Source organism: Flavobacterium sp. IMCC34852, from assembly GCF_030643905.1.
Taxonomy (GTDB): Bacteria; Bacteroidota; Bacteroidia; order Flavobacteriales; family Flavobacteriaceae; genus Flavobacterium; species Flavobacterium rivulicola.
The window spans coordinates 749,349-767,581 of the sequence record NZ_CP121446.1; the positions used below are offsets into that span (position 1 = coordinate 749,349).

The 18,233-nt window shown below is 39.3% G+C and carries 14 protein-coding genes; 11 read left to right on the forward strand and 3 right to left on the reverse strand.

Features of this window, described 5'->3' with window-relative positions; all coding sequences use genetic code 11:
* Window positions 1–53: 53 nt before the first annotated feature.
* Genes P7V56_RS03405 through panC form a run of 3 tightly spaced genes read right to left on the reverse strand, consistent with a single transcriptional unit; the run spans window position 54 to window position 2,237 of the window.
* Window positions 54–1,019 (reverse strand): lysylphosphatidylglycerol synthase transmembrane domain-containing protein, encoded by a 966-nt coding sequence (locus P7V56_RS03405; RefSeq protein ID WP_171221080.1) that lies wholly within the window; start codon window positions 1,017–1,019, stop codon window positions 54–56.
* 4 nt (window positions 1,020–1,023) lie between these two features.
* Window positions 1,024–1,374: an aspartate 1-decarboxylase gene (gene panD, locus P7V56_RS03410; protein WP_171221079.1), complete on the reverse strand. Its 351-nt coding sequence runs from the start codon at window positions 1,372–1,374 to the stop codon at window positions 1,024–1,026.
* A gap of 14 nt (window positions 1,375–1,388) precedes the next feature.
* Complete coding sequence (panC, locus tag P7V56_RS03415) at window positions 1,389–2,237, reverse strand: pantoate--beta-alanine ligase (RefSeq protein ID WP_171221576.1); 849 nt, start codon at window positions 2,235–2,237, stop codon at window positions 1,389–1,391.
* Between the two features lie 106 nt (window positions 2,238–2,343).
* Here panC and P7V56_RS03420 point away from each other — a divergent pair, with 106 nt between their 5' ends.
* The 11 genes from P7V56_RS03420 (at window position 2,344) to P7V56_RS03470 (ending at window position 18,183) form a co-directional block, all read left to right on the forward strand.
* The gene (locus P7V56_RS03420) at window positions 2,344–3,150 is read left to right on the forward strand and encodes a glycogen/starch synthase (RefSeq protein ID WP_171221078.1); all 807 of its coding nucleotides are present in this window, start codon (window positions 2,344–2,346) and stop codon (window positions 3,148–3,150) included.
* A gap of 19 nt (window positions 3,151–3,169) precedes the next feature.
* The gene (gene bamH / locus P7V56_RS03425; protein ID WP_171221077.1) at window positions 3,170–4,816 is read left to right on the forward strand and encodes a BamH family beta-barrel-assembly machinery protein; all 1,647 of its coding nucleotides are present in this window, start codon (window positions 3,170–3,172) and stop codon (window positions 4,814–4,816) included.
* 11 nt (window positions 4,817–4,827) lie between these two features.
* Window positions 4,828–6,675 carry a glutamine--fructose-6-phosphate transaminase (isomerizing) gene (gene glmS, locus P7V56_RS03430; RefSeq protein WP_171221076.1) on the forward strand — a complete coding sequence of 616 codons (1,848 nt, stop codon included), beginning with the start codon at window positions 4,828–4,830 and terminating at the stop codon, window positions 6,673–6,675.
* A 283-nt stretch (window positions 6,676–6,958) separates the two neighbouring features.
* Window positions 6,959–9,811, forward strand: a complete 2,853-nt coding sequence (locus P7V56_RS03435; protein WP_171221075.1) for a TonB-dependent receptor domain-containing protein — start codon at window positions 6,959–6,961, stop codon at window positions 9,809–9,811.
* Between the two features lie 30 nt (window positions 9,812–9,841).
* Window positions 9,842–11,332, forward strand: coding sequence for an SGNH/GDSL hydrolase family protein (locus P7V56_RS03440; RefSeq protein ID WP_171221074.1), 1,491 nt, complete (start codon window positions 9,842–9,844; stop codon window positions 11,330–11,332).
* Between the two features lie 218 nt (window positions 11,333–11,550).
* Window positions 11,551–13,062 carry a F0F1 ATP synthase subunit beta gene (gene atpD / locus P7V56_RS03445; protein ID WP_171221073.1) on the forward strand — a complete coding sequence of 504 codons (1,512 nt, stop codon included), beginning with the start codon at window positions 11,551–11,553 and terminating at the stop codon, window positions 13,060–13,062.
* Window positions 13,063–13,137: 75 nt separating this feature from the next.
* Window positions 13,138–13,419 carry a F0F1 ATP synthase subunit delta/epsilon gene (locus P7V56_RS03450; protein WP_171221072.1) on the forward strand — a complete coding sequence of 94 codons (282 nt, stop codon included), beginning with the start codon at window positions 13,138–13,140 and terminating at the stop codon, window positions 13,417–13,419.
* Window positions 13,420–13,653: 234 nt separating this feature from the next.
* Window positions 13,654–14,814 carry an aminotransferase class I/II-fold pyridoxal phosphate-dependent enzyme gene (locus P7V56_RS03455; RefSeq protein ID WP_171221071.1) on the forward strand — a complete coding sequence of 387 codons (1,161 nt, stop codon included), beginning with the start codon at window positions 13,654–13,656 and terminating at the stop codon, window positions 14,812–14,814.
* A gap of 6 nt (window positions 14,815–14,820) precedes the next feature.
* Window positions 14,821–15,438, forward strand: a complete 618-nt coding sequence (gene bioD, locus P7V56_RS03460; RefSeq protein ID WP_171221070.1) for a dethiobiotin synthase — start codon at window positions 14,821–14,823, stop codon at window positions 15,436–15,438.
* Window positions 15,439–15,442: 4 nt separating this feature from the next.
* The gene (gene bioA / locus P7V56_RS03465) at window positions 15,443–16,714 is read left to right on the forward strand and encodes an adenosylmethionine--8-amino-7-oxononanoate transaminase (protein WP_171221069.1); all 1,272 of its coding nucleotides are present in this window, start codon (window positions 15,443–15,445) and stop codon (window positions 16,712–16,714) included.
* Window positions 16,715–17,025: 311 nt separating this feature from the next.
* On the forward strand, window positions 17,026–18,183 hold the full coding sequence (locus P7V56_RS03470) for a beta-ketoacyl synthase N-terminal-like domain-containing protein (RefSeq protein WP_171221575.1): 1,158 nt from the start codon (window positions 17,026–17,028) through the stop codon (window positions 18,181–18,183).
* The last annotated feature ends 50 nt before the right edge of the window (window positions 18,184–18,233 follow it).

Consider the following 18,233-nt stretch of genomic DNA (forward strand, 5'->3'; position numbering starts at 1 on the left):
AATGTTTTTGGGTTAAATAGAGTTGTTGCTAAAATGATTAGCAAGATAGTAAATTATTTATTGCTATTTAACACCGGAAGTAAAACATAGGAAATCAAGCCGAGAAGAATGGCCAAGATGGTTTGAGATGTCCAAACCAACCACCCAAAGGCAATACCGATGTCGTTTGAAATACCGTAAAGTGAGAATATCAAAGCGATAGAAAAAGGGTAAGCGCCCAAACCTCCGTTGGAAAATCCTACTGCTAAACTCCCGAAAATAAAGCCCATAATGATGATGTCAAAGCTGATTTCTGCTGTTTCGGGCAAAGCAAAAATGGCTACATAGAACATGCTGAGGTAAGAAACCCAGATGAAAAAAGAATGAAAAAGGTATTTCCATTTTGTTTTCATTTTTAAAACGGTCATCATGCCTTCAATCAGTCCGGATAGTTTTTTCTTTAATTTTAAAATAATCGGCCATTCGGCATAAATCCAAATCAACAAAAAAATCACGCCCATGATTACGGTCGCAATGCCGTAATAAATTAAGTATTGTAAAGAAACATTCTTGCTCAACAAGAATTGGTATATGGCGTCAAACTGGGAGACGAAGCCGATGAGAACAAAGAGCAAGAAGATTAGTAAATCCACAATTCTCTCGGCTACTATAGTACCGAAAGCTTTGTCGAAAGGCACATCTTCATATTTTTTCAACAAGGCTGCGCGTGAAATTTCGCCGGAACGCGGTACGGTCAAATTGACCAGATAGGATACACTTACGGTAAAGAAATTGTTGTAAAATTTGGTTTGGTAACCCAAGTGATTCAGTGCAAATTTCCAGCGATAAGCTCTTGACCAATAGCCTATACAAGCGATAACGAGCGACAAAAGGATATAAGAATAATTTGCCTTTTGAAAGCTGTTTTTTATTTTGAGAATTTCATCGGGTTTTAGCGTAGTGTATTGGTAGTAAATGATGCTAATTCCTATACAAAGAGGAATAAGAATAGTCAGCCATTTGCTAATTTGTTTTTTCAAGTGATTAGGTCAAAGAATTATCTTTTTCATTAGGAAAAACCATCCAAGGCTTAAATGTTTTGGCTTTTTCGAAATCCATAACGGCATAAGACATGATGATGATGATGTCATCTTTTTGCACTTTTCGAGCGGCCGGACCATTGAGGGTTATTTCTCCGGAGTTTCTGATGCCTTTGATCACATAGGTTTCAAAACGCTCTCCGTTATTTACATTTACAATGAAAACTTTTTCGCCTTCAATGAGGTTTGCGGCTTCCATTAAGGTTTCGTCAATGGTAATGCTGCCAATATAATTTAAATCGGCACCGGTTACTTTTACACGATGAATTTTAGATTTTACTACTTGAATTTGCATGGGGCAAAGGTAAATTATTTTAGTGAAATAGTGTCAATCAATCGAATATTGTTGACAAAAACGGCGATAAACGCGCGGTATGTTTTGGTTTTACTTTTTCTTAGACAAGGCAGCAAAGTAGCTTCATCGGCAATTTGGAAATACTCCAGGGTAAAGTTTTTGTTTTTTTCAAAAGTCTTTTTTACCCAATTGGTCACCTCAGTTGCAGATTTTGTTTTAAAGCGTTTTTTAGCTTGCACAATGGTTTTGTAAATGATGGCTGCTTCTTTTTTTTCGGTTTCGGAGAGTCTTTCGTTGCGAGAACTCATGGCCAAACCGTTAGATTCTCTGTAAATGGGACAACCGATGACTTTGACGGGCAGTTGTTCTTTTTCGACCATTTTTTTAACAATCTGTAATTGCTGAAAATCCTTTTCACCGAAGTAAGCGTGGGTTGGTTTTACAATTTCAAAAAGTCTTTTGACTATGGTTCCGACGCCATCAAAATGACCGGGACGGAATTGGCCTTCCATTTGGTTTTCCAAACCGTCAAAATCAAAATGTTGTGAAACCGTATTGCCATTGTAAATATCGTCTACGCTGGGTGCATAAACGATAATTTTATCGGAAACCGATTTTATTTTTTCGATATCGGCTTCCAATGTTCGCGGATATTTGGCTAAATCTTCGGCATTATTGAACTGAGTCGGATTGACAAAAATACTCATCACCACGACGGCATTATGCTTCAACGCTTCAGCTAAAAGAGATAAGTGTCCTTGATGAAGCGCACCCATAGTGGGCACAAAACCAATGGCCGTTGCATCGTTAGAAACAGTTGTTAGGTAAGAAACTAATTCATTCTGAGTGTTAAAAAGAAGCATTGGCTTTCGGTAAATGAGTTGCAAACTTACTATTTTCATAAATAACTGCATAAATTTTTGTACTTTTGCCTGTTTTTTATTGCCAATAAATAAAGTAAAATAGATTATGGAAGATAAGAGGATATTGTATGTATCATCTGAAGTGGTGCCTTATCTGGCTGAGAATGAGGTTTCTTTAATGTCATATGATGTTCCGAAAATGGTTAATGACCAAGGAGGACAGATAAGAATTTTTATGCCGAGATACGGAAATATCAATGAAAGAAGGCATCAATTGCATGAGGTAATTCGATTATCGGGAATGAATTTAGTGGTCAATGATTTAGACATGCCTTTGATTATCAAAGTGGCTTCTATCCCCAAAGAAAGAATCCAAGTTTACTTTATCGATAATGACGAATATTTCAAACGCAAAGCCACTTTCAGCGATGAAGAAGGCGTGATGTACCCGGATAATGATGAGAGAGCTATTTTCTTTGCCAAAGGCGTAGTAGAAACAGTAAAAAAACTGAATTGGGTTCCCGATATCATTCACGTTCACGGTTGGATGGCCGGTTTGTTGCCTGTTTATATGAAGCATTACTACAAAGACGAAGCTTTGTTTTCGGACACTAAAATTGTGACTTCGGTTTACAGTCAGTCTTTTGATGGCACTTTGAATGCTGAAATGATCAACAAAATCAAGTTTGATAACATCCCGCAGGAAGCCATTCAGGATTTAGAATTACCTAATTATGAAAACCTTATCAAGTCCTCTATTCAGCATTCGGACGCGGTAATTATTGCTTCAGAAAACCTGTCATCAAGTTTAACAAAATTTATAGAGTCTTCAGGAAAACCTTTTTTACCTTTCGCCTCGAAAGATAAATTTTCAGAAGCATACACCAACTTCTACAAGGAAATGCTTCCTTAAAAAATAATTATTCAGATTTATGTTTAAAAAAGCGTACGTACAAAAGATTTTATTTGGGCTGATTGCCCTTTCCTTATTCGCCGCATGTGACAAAGATTTCAATGAATTAGGTACTGATATTGTTGGAGATGACCATTTTGGTTTTGAAAGATATACCGGGGCTACTATCAAAGCTTACAATCAAAAATTAGGACCGATATCATCTAATAATTTACCCATTAATCCTTTAGGGTTTTATACGAATCCGGCTTTTGGGACTACCCAAGCCAATTTTGTGACTCAGGTTGAATTAGATTCTGAGAATCCTACTTTTAACAATGTTGATCCCGATGATTATGATGTAAATCCAACAGTAATTGACAGTGTGATTTTAGATATTCCTTATTTCAGCACCTTAAAAAGTACTGATGAAAATGATCACAAAACATACGAGTTAGATTCTATTTACGGTGATGTTACTTCAAAATTCAAATTGAGCATTTATCAATCGAATTATTTTTTGAGGGATTTAGACCCTAATCAATCATTTGCAGCAACACAATTGTTCTACAATGATAAAGATGCGGAGATAGATGGGTATAAAATTCCGGTTTTGTTGAATGACGCACCGCTTGTTGACAACAATGAAGATGGTCATGAAAACACCCAATTTTATTTTGACAAAAGGGAACACAGAACAACTGCTTTAAATGATGACGGTGAAGAAGTTGAGACCCGATTTGCGCCTTCTATGAGGCTGCATTTGAGCAAAGCGGTTTTCACGAATTTGCTTTTAAATGCACCAAGCGGACAATTGGTCAACAATAGTGTTTTTAAAAATTATTTCAGAGGACTTTATTTTAAGGTAGAAAACGGAAACCCGGGTCATATGGCCATGATTAATTTTTTGGGTGGAAAAATCACAGTTTATTACAATGAAGATAAAGAGACTACCACCAATGGCGTAACCACTTATGAAAGAGAGTTTAAAACACTCAAGATGAGCATGACCGGAAATACGGTTAGTTTACTCAACAATTCCAACGAAAATGCCGATTATTTATCGGCTACAGCCAACACCACAGCTGAAGCTTCTAAGTTATACGTAAAAGGCGGACAAGGATCAATTGCAGTGATTGACGTTTTTGGTCCGGATGCCGATAACAACGGTATAGCCGATGAGATAGAAGTCATTAAGGCTAATGGTTGGTTAATCAACGAAGCTAATCTGACTTTCTATGTGGACAGAACCGCGATGTCTGACCCAAAAACCATTGAGCCAACCCGTATCTTTTTGTATGATTTGAATAATAAAAGTATTTTAATTGACCATACTTACGATTTTAGTACAAGTTCAAGTCCTAAATACAACAAATATGTACACGGCGGGATTTTAGAGGTAGAAGACGTTGAAAACGGTAGAGGAATTAAATACAAAATCAGAATCACCAACCACGTCAGAAATTTGGTTTCAAATGACTCGACGAATGTAAGACTGGGACTTTCTGTCACAGAAAGTATTAATAATGTTGGATTTTCTAAATTGAAAACCGCTAACAGCAATACAGATAGCGCTCCGAGTATGTCGGTATTGAGTCCGCTGGGAACTGTATTATACGGAACCAATCCGGCCGTACCGGATGATAAAAGATTAAAACTTGAAATTTATTACACCAAACCTGATTAATACGTAAAGTTATGTGTGGAATTGTAGGCTATATTGGTTACAGAGAAGCGTATCCAATAGTAATTAAAGGGCTAAAAAGATTAGAGTACAGAGGTTATGACAGCGCCGGAATTATGCTTTGCGATGGGAATGAGCTCCATATTGCCAAAACCAAAGGAAAAGTATCAGACCTTGAAGAGAAATCAAAAGATTTAGCTTCTTCCAAAGCTACTATTGGTATGGGACATACGCGTTGGGCCACTCACGGTGTTCCCAATGATGTTAACTCACATCCTCATGTTTCTAATTCAGGAAATTTAGTAATTATCCACAACGGAATCATAGAAAACTATGAGCCTTTGAAAAAGGAATTGCTTAAAAGAGGCTACACTTTTACTTCAGATACAGATACCGAAGTTTTAATCAACTTAATTGAAGAAGTTAAGAAAAAGGAAAACCTAAAGTTAGGCAAAGCGGTGCAAGTCGCCCTAAATCAAGTAGTCGGAGCTTATGCGATTTGTGTTTTTGATAAAGAAAAACCGGATGAGATTGTGGTGGCTCGATTGGGAAGTCCATTGGCTATAGGTGTTGGACAAGATGAGTTTTTTATTGCTTCCGATGCTTCTCCTTTTATAGAATACACCTCGAATGCAATTTATTTAGAAGACGAAGAGATGGCAATCGTACGGTTACACAAGCCACTTAAAATCAGAAAAATTAAAGATGATACATTAGTTGATCCTTATATACAAGAGCTTCAAATGAATTTGGAGCAAATTGAAAAAGGGGGTTATGACCATTTTATGCTCAAAGAAATTTATGAGCAACCTAATGTTATTAAAGATACCTACCGCGGAAGACTATTGGCCAATCAAGGAATTATCCAAATGGCCGGTGTAGAAGATAATATTGAAAAATTCTTGCATGCACAAAGAATATTGATTGTAGCCTGCGGAACTTCATGGCACGCCGGTTTGGTAGCTGAGTATATTTTTGAAGAATTTACGAGAATTCCGGTAGAAGTAGAATATGCTTCGGAGTTTAGATACAGAAACCCGATAATCAATGCTAACGATGTAGTGATTGCCATTTCGCAATCGGGTGAAACAGCCGATACTTTAGCCGCTATCAAGTTGGCCAAAGAAAAAGGGGCTTTTGTTTTTGGAGTTTGTAATGTAGTAGGTTCTTCCATTTCCAGAGAAACGCATGCCGGAGCTTACACGCATGCCGGTCCGGAAATAGGAGTAGCTTCAACCAAGGCTTTTACCACGCAAATTACAGTCTTAACCATGATTGCGCTTCGTTTGGCTAAAGCCAAAGGAACGTTGACCAATTCTGATTTCCATCGCTATTTACAAGAATTAGAAGTAATTCCTGAAAAAGTAAAAGAAGCCTTGGAAACCAACGACAAAGCCAAAGAAATAGCCATCAAGTTTAAAGATGCGCCCAATTGTCTTTACTTAGGAAGAGGATACAATTTTCCGGTAGCTTTAGAAGGCGCTCTAAAATTAAAAGAGATATCATACATTCATGCTGAAGGGTATCCTGCAGCCGAAATGAAACACGGACCGATTGCACTAATTGATGAACAAATGCCGGTTGTGGTTATTGCGCCTAAACAAGGTCATTATGACAAAGTGGTTAGTAATATTCAGGAAATTAAGTCCAGAAGCGGCAAAATTATCGCCGTAGTGACTAAAGGAGATACCCAAGTAAAAGAATTAGCCGATCACGTAATCGAAATTCCGGAAACCTCTGATGCGTTATCGCCATTAATTACCACAATACCATTACAATTATTGTCTTATCACATCGCTGTATTAAGAGGTTGCAATGTTGATCAACCCAGAAATTTGGCAAAATCAGTAACAGTAGAATAAATTTTTTACTACAAAATACACTTAAAAGCGAGATTTATTCTCGCTTTTTTTTTGCTAATAATTTGTGATTTATTTAATGAAATCTTCATTTTGTATGTATGCATAGTATTTTTTTTAGCAATAGTGTCAAAAAGTTAATAAAAGCTTAAAAAAGCCTTGTTTTGCTGAATTGTTAATATTCAAACCAAATAATCAATTATTGCCAAAATCAAAGAGGTTTTTTTGATAATGTAAAAAAAATATTTGTACATTGGTTGCATAAACCAACAAAATATAAAACCAAATGAAGATTTATTTATTTATCCTTTCATTGTTTTTTTGCGGCCTTAGTTATTCGCAAACTTCAATTTCCGGTTCGGTAAAAGACAGTAAAGACCAACCCATTCCGGGAGCCAACGTTAAAGTGGCTGGAGAAAGTGCCGGAACCGTTACAGACAGTAATGGAAATTTCACTTTGACGACTACCAAAAAACCACCTTTTGATCTTGAAGTGTCAAGCGTAGGTTATGGTTCGTCAACGGTAAGTGTTACTTCTAACAACCAAAATGTAACCGTTTCTTTAACAGAACAAGAAACACAATTAGACGAGATAGTGGTATCAGCTTCAAGAGCTCCGGAGAAAGTCAGAGAATCTCCCGTGACTATTGAGAGAATGACTATCAGAGACATTAAAAAATCAGCTTCTCCGACTTTTTATGACGGTTTGGAAAATCTGAAAGAGGTTCATATGAATACCAGTAGTATGTCGTTTAAATCTATCAATACTCGTGGATTTGCCACGGTTTCTAACAATCGTTTCATGCAATTGGTAGATGGTATGGATAATTCTTCACCATTGTTAAATTTTGTTTTAGGAAACCTTATTGGAGTATCAGAAATTGATGTGGCCAATGTGGAGCTTCTTCCCGGAGCTTCTTCCGCATTATATGGTGCGAATGCATTCAATGGAATTCTATTTATGAACAGTAAAAATCCATTCAAATACCAAGGGATTTCGGCTTATGTTAAATATGGTTCAACCAATCAAAGAGCAGCCGGTTCTAATGACTACAGAGATTACGGAATTAGAGCGGCCCATAAGTTCAACGACTATTTCGCTGCCAAAGCCAATTTCACTTACATGAAAGGTACAGAATGGTATGCTACTGATTATGAAGATTACGGTGCGCCGGGCAGAGACAGAAGCCATCACAATTATAACGGTTTGAATGTTTATGGTGATGAGGTTTCTACTAACATCAGAGGGGTAGCTTTAGGAATGTTAAATGCAGGGGTTATTACTCCGGCACAGTATACCGTTTTCAATGCTATTTTGCCTAATGAAAATGTATCAAGAACAGGATACAATGAAGTTGACTTAACAGACAACGAAGTGAGAAATGCTAAAATTGATTTCTCATTGCACTTAAGACCTTTCGGAAACGAAAAATTGGAAGTAATCTGGCAAAGTAAATTCGGATTCGGAAATACCGTTTACCAAGGAGCCAACAGGTATTACTTAAACGGCTTCTTTATGCAACAACACAAATTAGAGTTGGCGGGTAAAAACTTCTTCTTGAGAGGTTACTTCACTACCGAGCACGGCGGTCAGTCTTATGACATGAGATTTACAGGAATTAATGTGAATAGAGCCTGGAAGCCGGATGCAACTTGGTTCGGACAATATGCGGCTACTTATGTACAATCTACTTTAGGTGGTGCTACTCCAACCCAAGCACATGGTCTTGCAAGAGGTGCTGCTGATACCGGAAGATTAATCCCGGGAACACCGGAATTCCAAAGCGCATTCAATTCGGTGATTGCAAATCCGGATGTGTTATCAGGGTCTAAATTAGTTGATAATTCTAAAATTTATCATTCTGATGGTAACTACAACTTTAAAGATTTAGTAAAATTTGCTGAAATTCAAGTTGGAGGTTCTTACAGATTGTATGATTTGAACTCATTCGGAAGAATCTATACAGATACAGAAGAATTCGGAGGGATTGATTATGATGAGTACGGAGCTTACACTCAAGTGATGAAAAAATTCATGGATGACCGTTTGAAATTTACCGGATCAATCCGTTATGATAAGAGTCAAAACTTTGACGGTAGCTACTCGCCAAGAGTTTCCTTAGTATACAGCGCCGGTCAAAATAAAAACCACATTTTCAGAGGATCATTCCAAACAGGTTTCCGTAATCCAACTACACAAGATCAATACATTGGGTTTAACGTAGGTAACGCAGTACTTATTGGTTCTGCTCCTGATAACTTGTTAAGATATTCTGAAACACTTCCTGTTAATACTGTTGCAGGTCAGGCATTTGCCGGTGGTGCTACCACGGTGATGAATGGTGAAGATGCTTATTACAACTCTTATACTTCTTCTTCAGTATTGCAATTTTCAGCTTTGGCAGGAACAGATCCTGTAGCGGCTGCAGCTTTGTTAAGAAGAACAAATGTGGACTTGGTTAAACCGGAAACCGTAAAAGCATTTGAATTAGGATACCGAGGTGAAGTAAAAGGATTCTCTTATGACATCAACGGATACTATAATATCTACAATGATTTTATCGGAAATATTACAGTTGTTTCTCCGTTCTACGGAACCGCTCAAGATTCACCAAGCTTTACAGCAGGGCCAACAGATCCGGGCTTCCAAACGTTACACGCTTTAACTAACGGAAATACCAGAAACTACCAATTGTATACCAATACCGATATTGAAATCAAATCTATTGGTTTTGGGGTAGGCGTGTCTAAAAAAGTATTTAAAGACTTTGAATTAGGAGCCAACTATAATTATGCTGAGTTTGATTTTGATCAAGCCAAAGACCCAAGTTTTGAAGCCGGTTTCAATACACCGAAACACAGAGTCAAAGCCACTTTAAGCAATGACAAATTATTCAAAAACTTTGGGTTTAATATCAGCGGAAGATGGTCAGATGAGTATTTATGGCAATCTACATTCGCAGACGGTATTATTGAAGAAGCAACGGTTATTGATGCTCAAATCAGCTACGGAATCCCAAGCTTGAAATCAACTTTCAAATTAGGAGCTACTAATTTAGGAGGAAAAGAATACAAACAAGTTTTAGGTGCCGGAGCTATTGGTCAACAATACTTTGTGTCATTAACAATCAATCCATAATTCAAACCCAATTATTAAATTATAATAGTTATGATAAAAAATTTCAAATGGCTACTGTTGGTTTCTCTAACCTTTGTAGCATGTAACAGTGATGAAGAGCCTTTTGTTGATCCTAATTCAACAGACGGAACACCGCTCACTGCAGGAACAGCCGATTTTTCTAAATACGTTTCCCTAGGAAACTCTTTAACAGCCGGTTACTCTGACAACGCTTTGTTTTATGCAGGGCAAGACAGTTCTTATCCGAACATTTTAGCCAGTCAATTTGCATTAGTTGGCGGTGGTGAATTTACAATTCCCTACATGTCTGACAATACAGGAGGTTTGTTGCTTGGCGGAACTCAAATTGCCGGAACAAGATTATACTTTAACGGAACAGGACCGGTTCCGGTACCGGGGACGCCTACTACTGATATAACCAATGTGCTTTCAGGACCATTCAACAATATGGGTGTTCCGGGAGCCAAAAGTTTTCACTTACTAGCACCCGGATATGGTAATGTAGCCGGGGTTTTAAGCGGTCAAGCCAATCCTTATTTCGTGCGTTTTGCTTCCAGTCCGAGTACGACTGTTTTAGCAGATGCATTGGCACAGAACCCAACCTTCTTCTCACTTTGGATAGGAAACAATGACGTCTTGGCTTACGCCACGTCGGGAGGTTCGGGAACCAATCAAACCGGAAATTTAAACCCGGCAACTTATGGGCCTAATGATATTACAGATCCTAATGTGTTTGCCAACGTGTATAATACTTTGGTAGATCAATTAACCGCTAACGGCGCTAAAGGTGTTGTAGCCAATCTTCCTTATGTAACTACTATTCCTTATTTTACAACAGTACCATATAATCCGGTACCGCTTGACGCCGCTACAGCAGGCCAATTAAATGCCGGTTTTGCGGCCTACAACAATGGTTTGTTATTCGCACAGTCAAACGGTTTATTAACTGCGGCAGAAGTGGCCAGAAGAACCATTACATTCTCTGCTTCAAGTACAAATGCTTTATTGATAACAGATAGTTATTTAACGAACTTAACTTCTTTCGGAATTCCATCTCTGAGACAAGCGACCAGCGAAGATTTAATTGTATTGCCGGCCAGATCCTTTATCGGTACCACAGTAGGCGGAAACCCTGCTCAAGTGAATGGTGTATCGGTTCCTTTAGCGGACAATTGGGTTTTGACAAAAGACGAAATTCAAGAAGTTAGAGTGGCGACCGATGCTTACAATGCTACTATTGAATCAATTGCTAATGCCAAAGGTCTTGCTTTTGTAAATGCCAATGCCCTTCAGACGCAAATTGCTAACGGCGGAATAACAGCTAATAATTTCACCATTACTTCGGCTTATGTAACCGGAGGCGGTTTCTCTCTTGATGGTGTTCACCCAAGCCCAAGAGGATACGCCTTAATTGCTAATAAATTTTTGGAAGCTATCAACGCCACTTACGGGTCAAACTTCAAAGGCGTTAATGTTGGTTTATACCGAATCTTATACCCAATGGATCCGCTTAATTTCTAAACAAACCAAATTTATATATTCCCAAAACCACCTGAGAAATCAGGTGGTTTTTTGTTTCACATTGGCCATAGTTTGCTTTTAATTGACGATTCATCAAAAAATAAAGAAAAAAACTCACTTCAAATATTGATTTTTCGAAATAGAAATTTTACCTTTGCGCTCTGAAAAAAGAGGTGTTTTTTTCAAACCTAAACAGCTATTTAATAAATACATAAACAATGTCTAAAGCAATAGGAAAAGTTTCGCAAATCATCGGTCCGGTAGTTGACGTAGTATTTGATACTAAAGATGTTGAGTTGCCAAAAATTTACGACTCATTAGAAATCATTAACGCAAATGGTTCAAAATTAGTTCTTGAAGTTCAATCTCACATTGGTGAAAACACAGTGCGTACCATCTCCATGGACTCAACCGACGGTTTGAGCAGAGGAACAGAGGTTAACGCCACCGGTGCTCCAATTCAAATGCCAATCGGGGCAGATGTTTACGGACGTTTGTTCAATGTAATCGGAGATGCTATCGACGGTTTAGGAGATTTGCCAAAAGAAGGTAAAGACGGGATCTCAATCCACCGTCCGGCTCCGAAATTTGAAGATTTATCAACCTCTACAGAAGTTTTATTCACCGGAATCAAAGTAATCGACTTAATTGAGCCTTATGCAAAAGGTGGTAAAATTGGATTATTCGGTGGTGCCGGAGTAGGTAAAACTGTATTGATTCAGGAATTGATTAACAATATCGCTAAAGGTCACGGAGGTCTTTCTGTATTCGCAGGAGTAGGAGAAAGAACCCGTGAAGGAAATGACTTGCTTCGTGAGATGTTAGAGTCAGGCATTATCAAATACGGAGAAGATTTCATGCACTCTATGGAAAATGGAGGATGGGATTTATCCAAAGTTGACAAAGTGGGTATGAGAGAGTCAAAAGCTACTTTCGTGTTCGGTCAAATGAATGAGCCACCAGGAGCTCGTGCTCGTGTAGCTTTATCAGGATTATCTATCGCTGAGTATTTCCGTGATGGAGCAGGTTCTGACCAAGGAAAAGACGTATTGTTCTTCGTTGACAATATCTTCCGTTTTACCCAAGCAGGTTCTGAGGTATCAGCGTTATTAGGTCGTATGCCGTCTGCGGTAGGTTACCAACCAACATTGGCTACTGAAATGGGTGCAATGCAAGAGCGTATTACTTCAACCAATAAAGGATCTATTACTTCAGTACAAGCGGTATACGTACCTGCGGATGACTTAACTGACCCGGCACCGGCAACAACTTTCGCGCACTTAGATGCTACAACAGTATTGTCTCGTAAAATTGCTGAGTTAGGTATTTATCCGGCGGTTGACCCGTTAGATTCTACTTCAAGAATCCTTACGGCTCAAATCTTAGGTGACGAACACTACAACTGTGCCCAAAGAGTAAAAGAGATTTTACAGAAATACAAACAATTACAAGACATCATCGCCATCTTAGGGATGGAAGAGTTGTCTGAAGAAGATAAATTAGCGGTATCAAGAGCACGTCGTGTACAACGTTTCTTGTCTCAACCTTTCCACGTAGCCGAGCAGTTTACCGGTATCCCTGGAGTATTGGTTGATATCAAAGACACCATCAAAGGATTCAACATGATCATCGACGGTGAATTAGATCACTTGCCGGAAGCAGCCTTCAACCTTAAAGGAACCATTGAAGATGCTATCGAAGCAGGACAAAAAATGTTAGCAGAAGCGTAATCAGTTGGCAGTTAGTAGTTGGCAGTGTTCAGTTGGTGCTAATTACTAATTACTAATCACTAATCACTAAAAAAAATGATTTTAGAAATAGTATCACCCGAAGCTACTTTATTCAAAGGTGAAGTAACCTCGGTTTCTTTACCGGGTGTTGATGGTTCGTTCCAAATCTTGAACAACCACGCACCAATAGTTTCTACTTTAAAACAAGGTACCGTGAAAATCACTGCCGATAGTTTTAAATTGGGCAAAGAAGTAGCTGAAAAGTTTACCAAAGTAAACGACCAAAACTACACTTTGGAAATCAATTCAGGAACTATTGAAATGAAAGACAACAAAGTAATCGTATTAGCCGACTAATCCGATTTTGTATAAAAGAAGAAGCCCGACAGTAATGTTGGGCTTTTTTATTTAAGCTGAAATCTTTTTGTTTCAGGAGCTATTTCCGGCTTTACGCGCTACACGATTTGATATTAAGAGGAGAATGTCCAGTGGACATTCGGTTACTATACTATTTTTGTTAAAGAAAATACCTGACAGCCACTGGCTGTCCTCCTTTTAATTTCAAATGGGCTATTTTACTATCTTTGACTCATGAAACTCCCAAAATCACTACAAACCAAACTCGAGCAACGCCAAGCCAACAACGCTTTGCGCCAATTGCCTACAGCCAAAGATTTGGTAGATTTTGCCTCCAATGATTACATCGGGTTTGCCCATAGCGAAAGTATTTTCAATCAAACCCATCAATACCTTGCAGACCATAATATAAAAGTAAACGGCGCCACCGGTTCCCGATTAATCTCAGGAAACCATAATCTGTATGAAACAACAGAAAGTGTCATCGCCCACTTTCACCAAGCCGAAACCGCTTTAATTTTCAACTCAGGCTACGATGCCAATGTTGGATTTTTCAGCGCCGTGCCGCAACGCAACGACATTATTCTGTACGACGAACTTTGCCACGCTTCCATCCGCGACGGTATCCAAATGAGTAATGCTAAAGCCTATAAATTTCAACACAATGATGTAGTAGATCTAGAAGAACTTCTCAGCAGATTTCAACCGACAACCGACAACCAACAACCGACAACAATCTACCTTGTCACCGAATCCGTCTTCTCCATGGACGGTGATTGCCCTAACCTGGAAGAACTCGTTCAACTGGCGGAAAAATACAACGCCTATTTAGTGATTGATGAAGCTCATGCGCTAGGTGTTTTCGGCCAACAAGGAGAAGGTGTAATTCAAAGTTTAGGGTTACAAGACAAAGTCTTCGCTCGAATCATGACTTTCGGAAAAGGATTAGGTTGTCACGGTGCAGCCATTTTAGGCAGTGCCGAACTCAAAAGCTATTTGGTCAACTTCGCCCGAAGTTTTATTTACACCACCGGTTTGTCGCCACATTCGGTAGCTGCCATTTTAGTCGCGTACCAACATTTGGCCTCAGAGAAAACCGCACTACAAGCGTTAAGAAATAACATACTATTCTTCAACCAAGAAAAACTCCGCATAGGATTAAAACCCATGTTCGTTTACAGTAAATCGGCCATACAATGCGCTATCATTCCGGGGAATGACAAAGTAAAAAGCATCGCTACCCAATTGCAGCAAAACGGGTTTGACGTAAAACCCATCTTATCCCCAACCGTTCCCGAAGGACAAGAACGCCTGCGCTTTTGCTTGCACAGTTACAATTCTGAAACCGAAATCTTGAATGTCTTGGAATTGTTAGCTACTTTTGTGTTCAAATAAAAATCTATGAAAATTTTTATCACAGGAATCGGTACCGATGTCGGCAAAACTGTAGCGTCAGCTATAGTAACCGAAGCCTTGGAAGCCGATTATTGGAAACCCGTACAAGCCGGCGATTTAGCACTTTCGGATACGCATAAAGTCAAAGCGAAAATCTCAAATCCCAATTCCCAATTCCATCAGAATGCTTATGCGCTCAACACTCCGGCCAGTCCGCATTTGGCTGCTGCGTTAGACGGCATTGTTATCGATTTAAAAAAAATCACAGAACCTAAAACCAACAATCATTTGGTGGTAGAAGGCGCCGGGGGTGTTTTCGTCCCGTTAAATGACCAAGATTGTGTCATCGATTTAATACAGCCCGATTACAAAGTCATCGTCGTTTCCCGACACTATTTAGGCAGTATCAATCATACGTTACTAACTATTGAAGCACTACAAAACCGAAAAATAAAAGTGGCCGGAATCATTTTCTCCGGAGATGAAAACAAAGCGACCGAAGACATTATTTTAAATAAAACCGGCGTAAAATGTATTGGTCGAATTGACAATGAACCGTATTTCGATGCGAATGTGATTGCTTATTACGCTGATAAATTTCGGGATAATCTTTTAAATCTTTAACGGCATGAACCTATCCGAAAAAGACCAACTATACAACTGGCATCCTTACACCCAACACAAAACCACCGGCCTATTGCCTGCCATTGTCAAAGGCGAAGGCGCTTTGCTTTGGGATGAAAACGGCAAAGAATTTATCGATGCTATTGCCTCTTGGTGGGTCAATCCGTTTGGCCATTCTAACCGAGTGATAGCAGATGCCATTTACCAACAGTTAACGACCTTAGAACACGTTTTATTCGGCGGGTTTACCCATAACAAAGCAGTAGAATTGTCGGAGAAACTGCTCTCCATTTTGCCTACTAACCAAAAGAAATTTTTTTATTCCGATAACGGTTCAACCGCTGTTGAAGTGGCACTCAAAGGCGCTTTGCAATATTATTACAACCAAGGCCAAAAACGCACCAAAATCATTGCTTTTGAAGACGCTTTTCACGGTGATACTTTTGGCGCCATGGCCGCCAGCGGGATTACTTTTTATACCGAAGCGTTTCAAGGTTCTATGTTAGAAGTCGCACGCATTCCGGTGCCTGTAAAAGGGAAGGAAGAACAAAGTTTGAAAGCTTTAACCGATTTGGTGGCTACCCAAGAATACGCTGCCTTTATCTTTGAACCTTTGGTGCAAGGTGCCGCCGGCATGGTCATGTATGAAGCGGAAATACTTGATAAATTAATCGCTGTTTGCCAACAAAATAAAGTCTTTACCATAGCCGATGAAGTCATGACAGGCTTTGGTAAAACCGGGAAAACCTTCGCTTCCGATTATTTAGTAAACAAACCCGATATGATGTGTTTGTCTAAAGCCTTAACCGGTGGCACGATTCCTATGGCAATTACCACTTTTGCCCAAGAAATCTTCGATGGTTTTTATAATGATGATGTCAATAAAGCTTTGTTTCACGGTCATACCTTTACCGCTAATCCTACGGGTTGCGCCGCCGCTTTGGCGAGTATAGGTTTGCTGGAAACTCAGCAGATGCAAGATAATATTTCAAGAATTCATGCCCAACATTTGGCTTTCGCCCAAAAAATGAAAGACCATCCTAAAGTCAAAACCACTCGCGTACTCGGTGTAATTTTTGCCTTAGAAATCAAAACCGACAGCGCCGAAAGTTATTACGGAAACATGCGAATGAAACTCTATAACTTCTTTATCCAAAATGGTGTGATTCTGCGACCGGTCGGCAATATCGTTTACATTTTACCGCCGTATATTATTTCAACGGAACAACTGGAAAAGGTTTACAGTATAGTTGAACAAGCGGTGGAAATGGTTTAGCCCTTCGACAAGCTCAGGGTGACAAAGTACAGTCGATTGGGTTTAGTGTAAGTAACGCAATTTATCTTCTTTTATGAATAAACAATTGATTATACACTTGTCAGTCTGAGCCTGTCGAAGACCTTTTCTTTGAACAAGTGGTGGAAATGGTATAAATCTTAGCACACAGATGCCTCGGATTAAACAGATTTTCACGGATTTTTTTATCTGTGTTTGTCCGTAGTATCTGTTTCATCTGTGTTCTTAAATTTTGAGAATAGGCTAGACTTTTTCAAAGAATAACTACCTTTGCCGCACAATACACCACCATGTTGAAAACCAAAATTGCCATTACTTCTCTCGCCTCGATTTCGCCTTTGGGAAAAAACCCGGAGGAGATTTGGGCCAATTATCTTTCGCCAAAGACTTTAATTACTACCAAAGATTTTAATGGCAAAAGTCAGTTCGTGGCAACAATTCCTGTTGACATCAGAAAGGAAATGGACGCTTTGCGCAAAGAAGACATCAAATACAAAGCCTTAGACGAAACAGTTTTGTTAGCCATATTAGCATCGCGCCAAGCCATTAAAAAGGCAGGTTGGCAACAAGGTGCCGACTTCGGAATTAACATTGGTTCCTCACGCGGTGCCACACAATTGTTTGAAAAATACCATCAAGAATTTATCGAAACCGGAAAAACGGCCACGCTGACTTCTCCAACCACAACCCTGGGCAATATTTCTTCTTGGGTAGCGCATGATTTAAAAAGTGCCGGACCCGAAATCTCGCATTCTATAACTTGTTCAACAGCTTTGCATGCGGTTTTGAATGCCGTGGCTTGGCTGCAATCGGGCTTGGCGACTAAGTTTTTGGTGGGCGGCAGTGAAGCTCCTTTAACCGCTTTTACTTTGGCCCAAATGCAAGCGTTAAAGATTTATGCGAATGAAGAACAACTGTTTCCTTGTCGCGCCTTCGACTTGACCAAAACCAAAAATTCCATGGTCTTAGGCGAAGCAGCTTCGGTGGCTTGTTTAGAATTGGGCGAAAGCCCAAAAGCCTTAGGCTATATAACCGGAATAGGCTATGCTACTGACGATTTACAACACAACATTTCCATCTCGGAAGACGCTCAATGTTTCCAAAAATCGATGGCGATGGCGTTGCAAAATACACCTTTGGAGGAAGTCGATGCGATTGTGATGCACGCACCGGGAACGCTTAAAGGCGATACTTCCGAATACAAAGCGATACAAAAAGTCTTCGGGAATAACTTACCCATGCTCACTACCAACAAATGGAAAATAGGCCACACTTTCGGTGCCTCAGGTATGCTGAATATCGAATTGGCTTTGCTCATGCTGCAACACCAAACGTTTATCGGAATTCCGTATATAGAAGAACCGAATCCGCGCAAAGCGATACGAAAAGTATTGATTAACGCTGTTGGTTTCGGAGGGAATGCGGTGAGTGTGTTGGTTTCAAAAGAGTAGCCCTTCGACAAGCTCAGGGTGACAAAGTGCAGACGATTGGATTTAGTGTA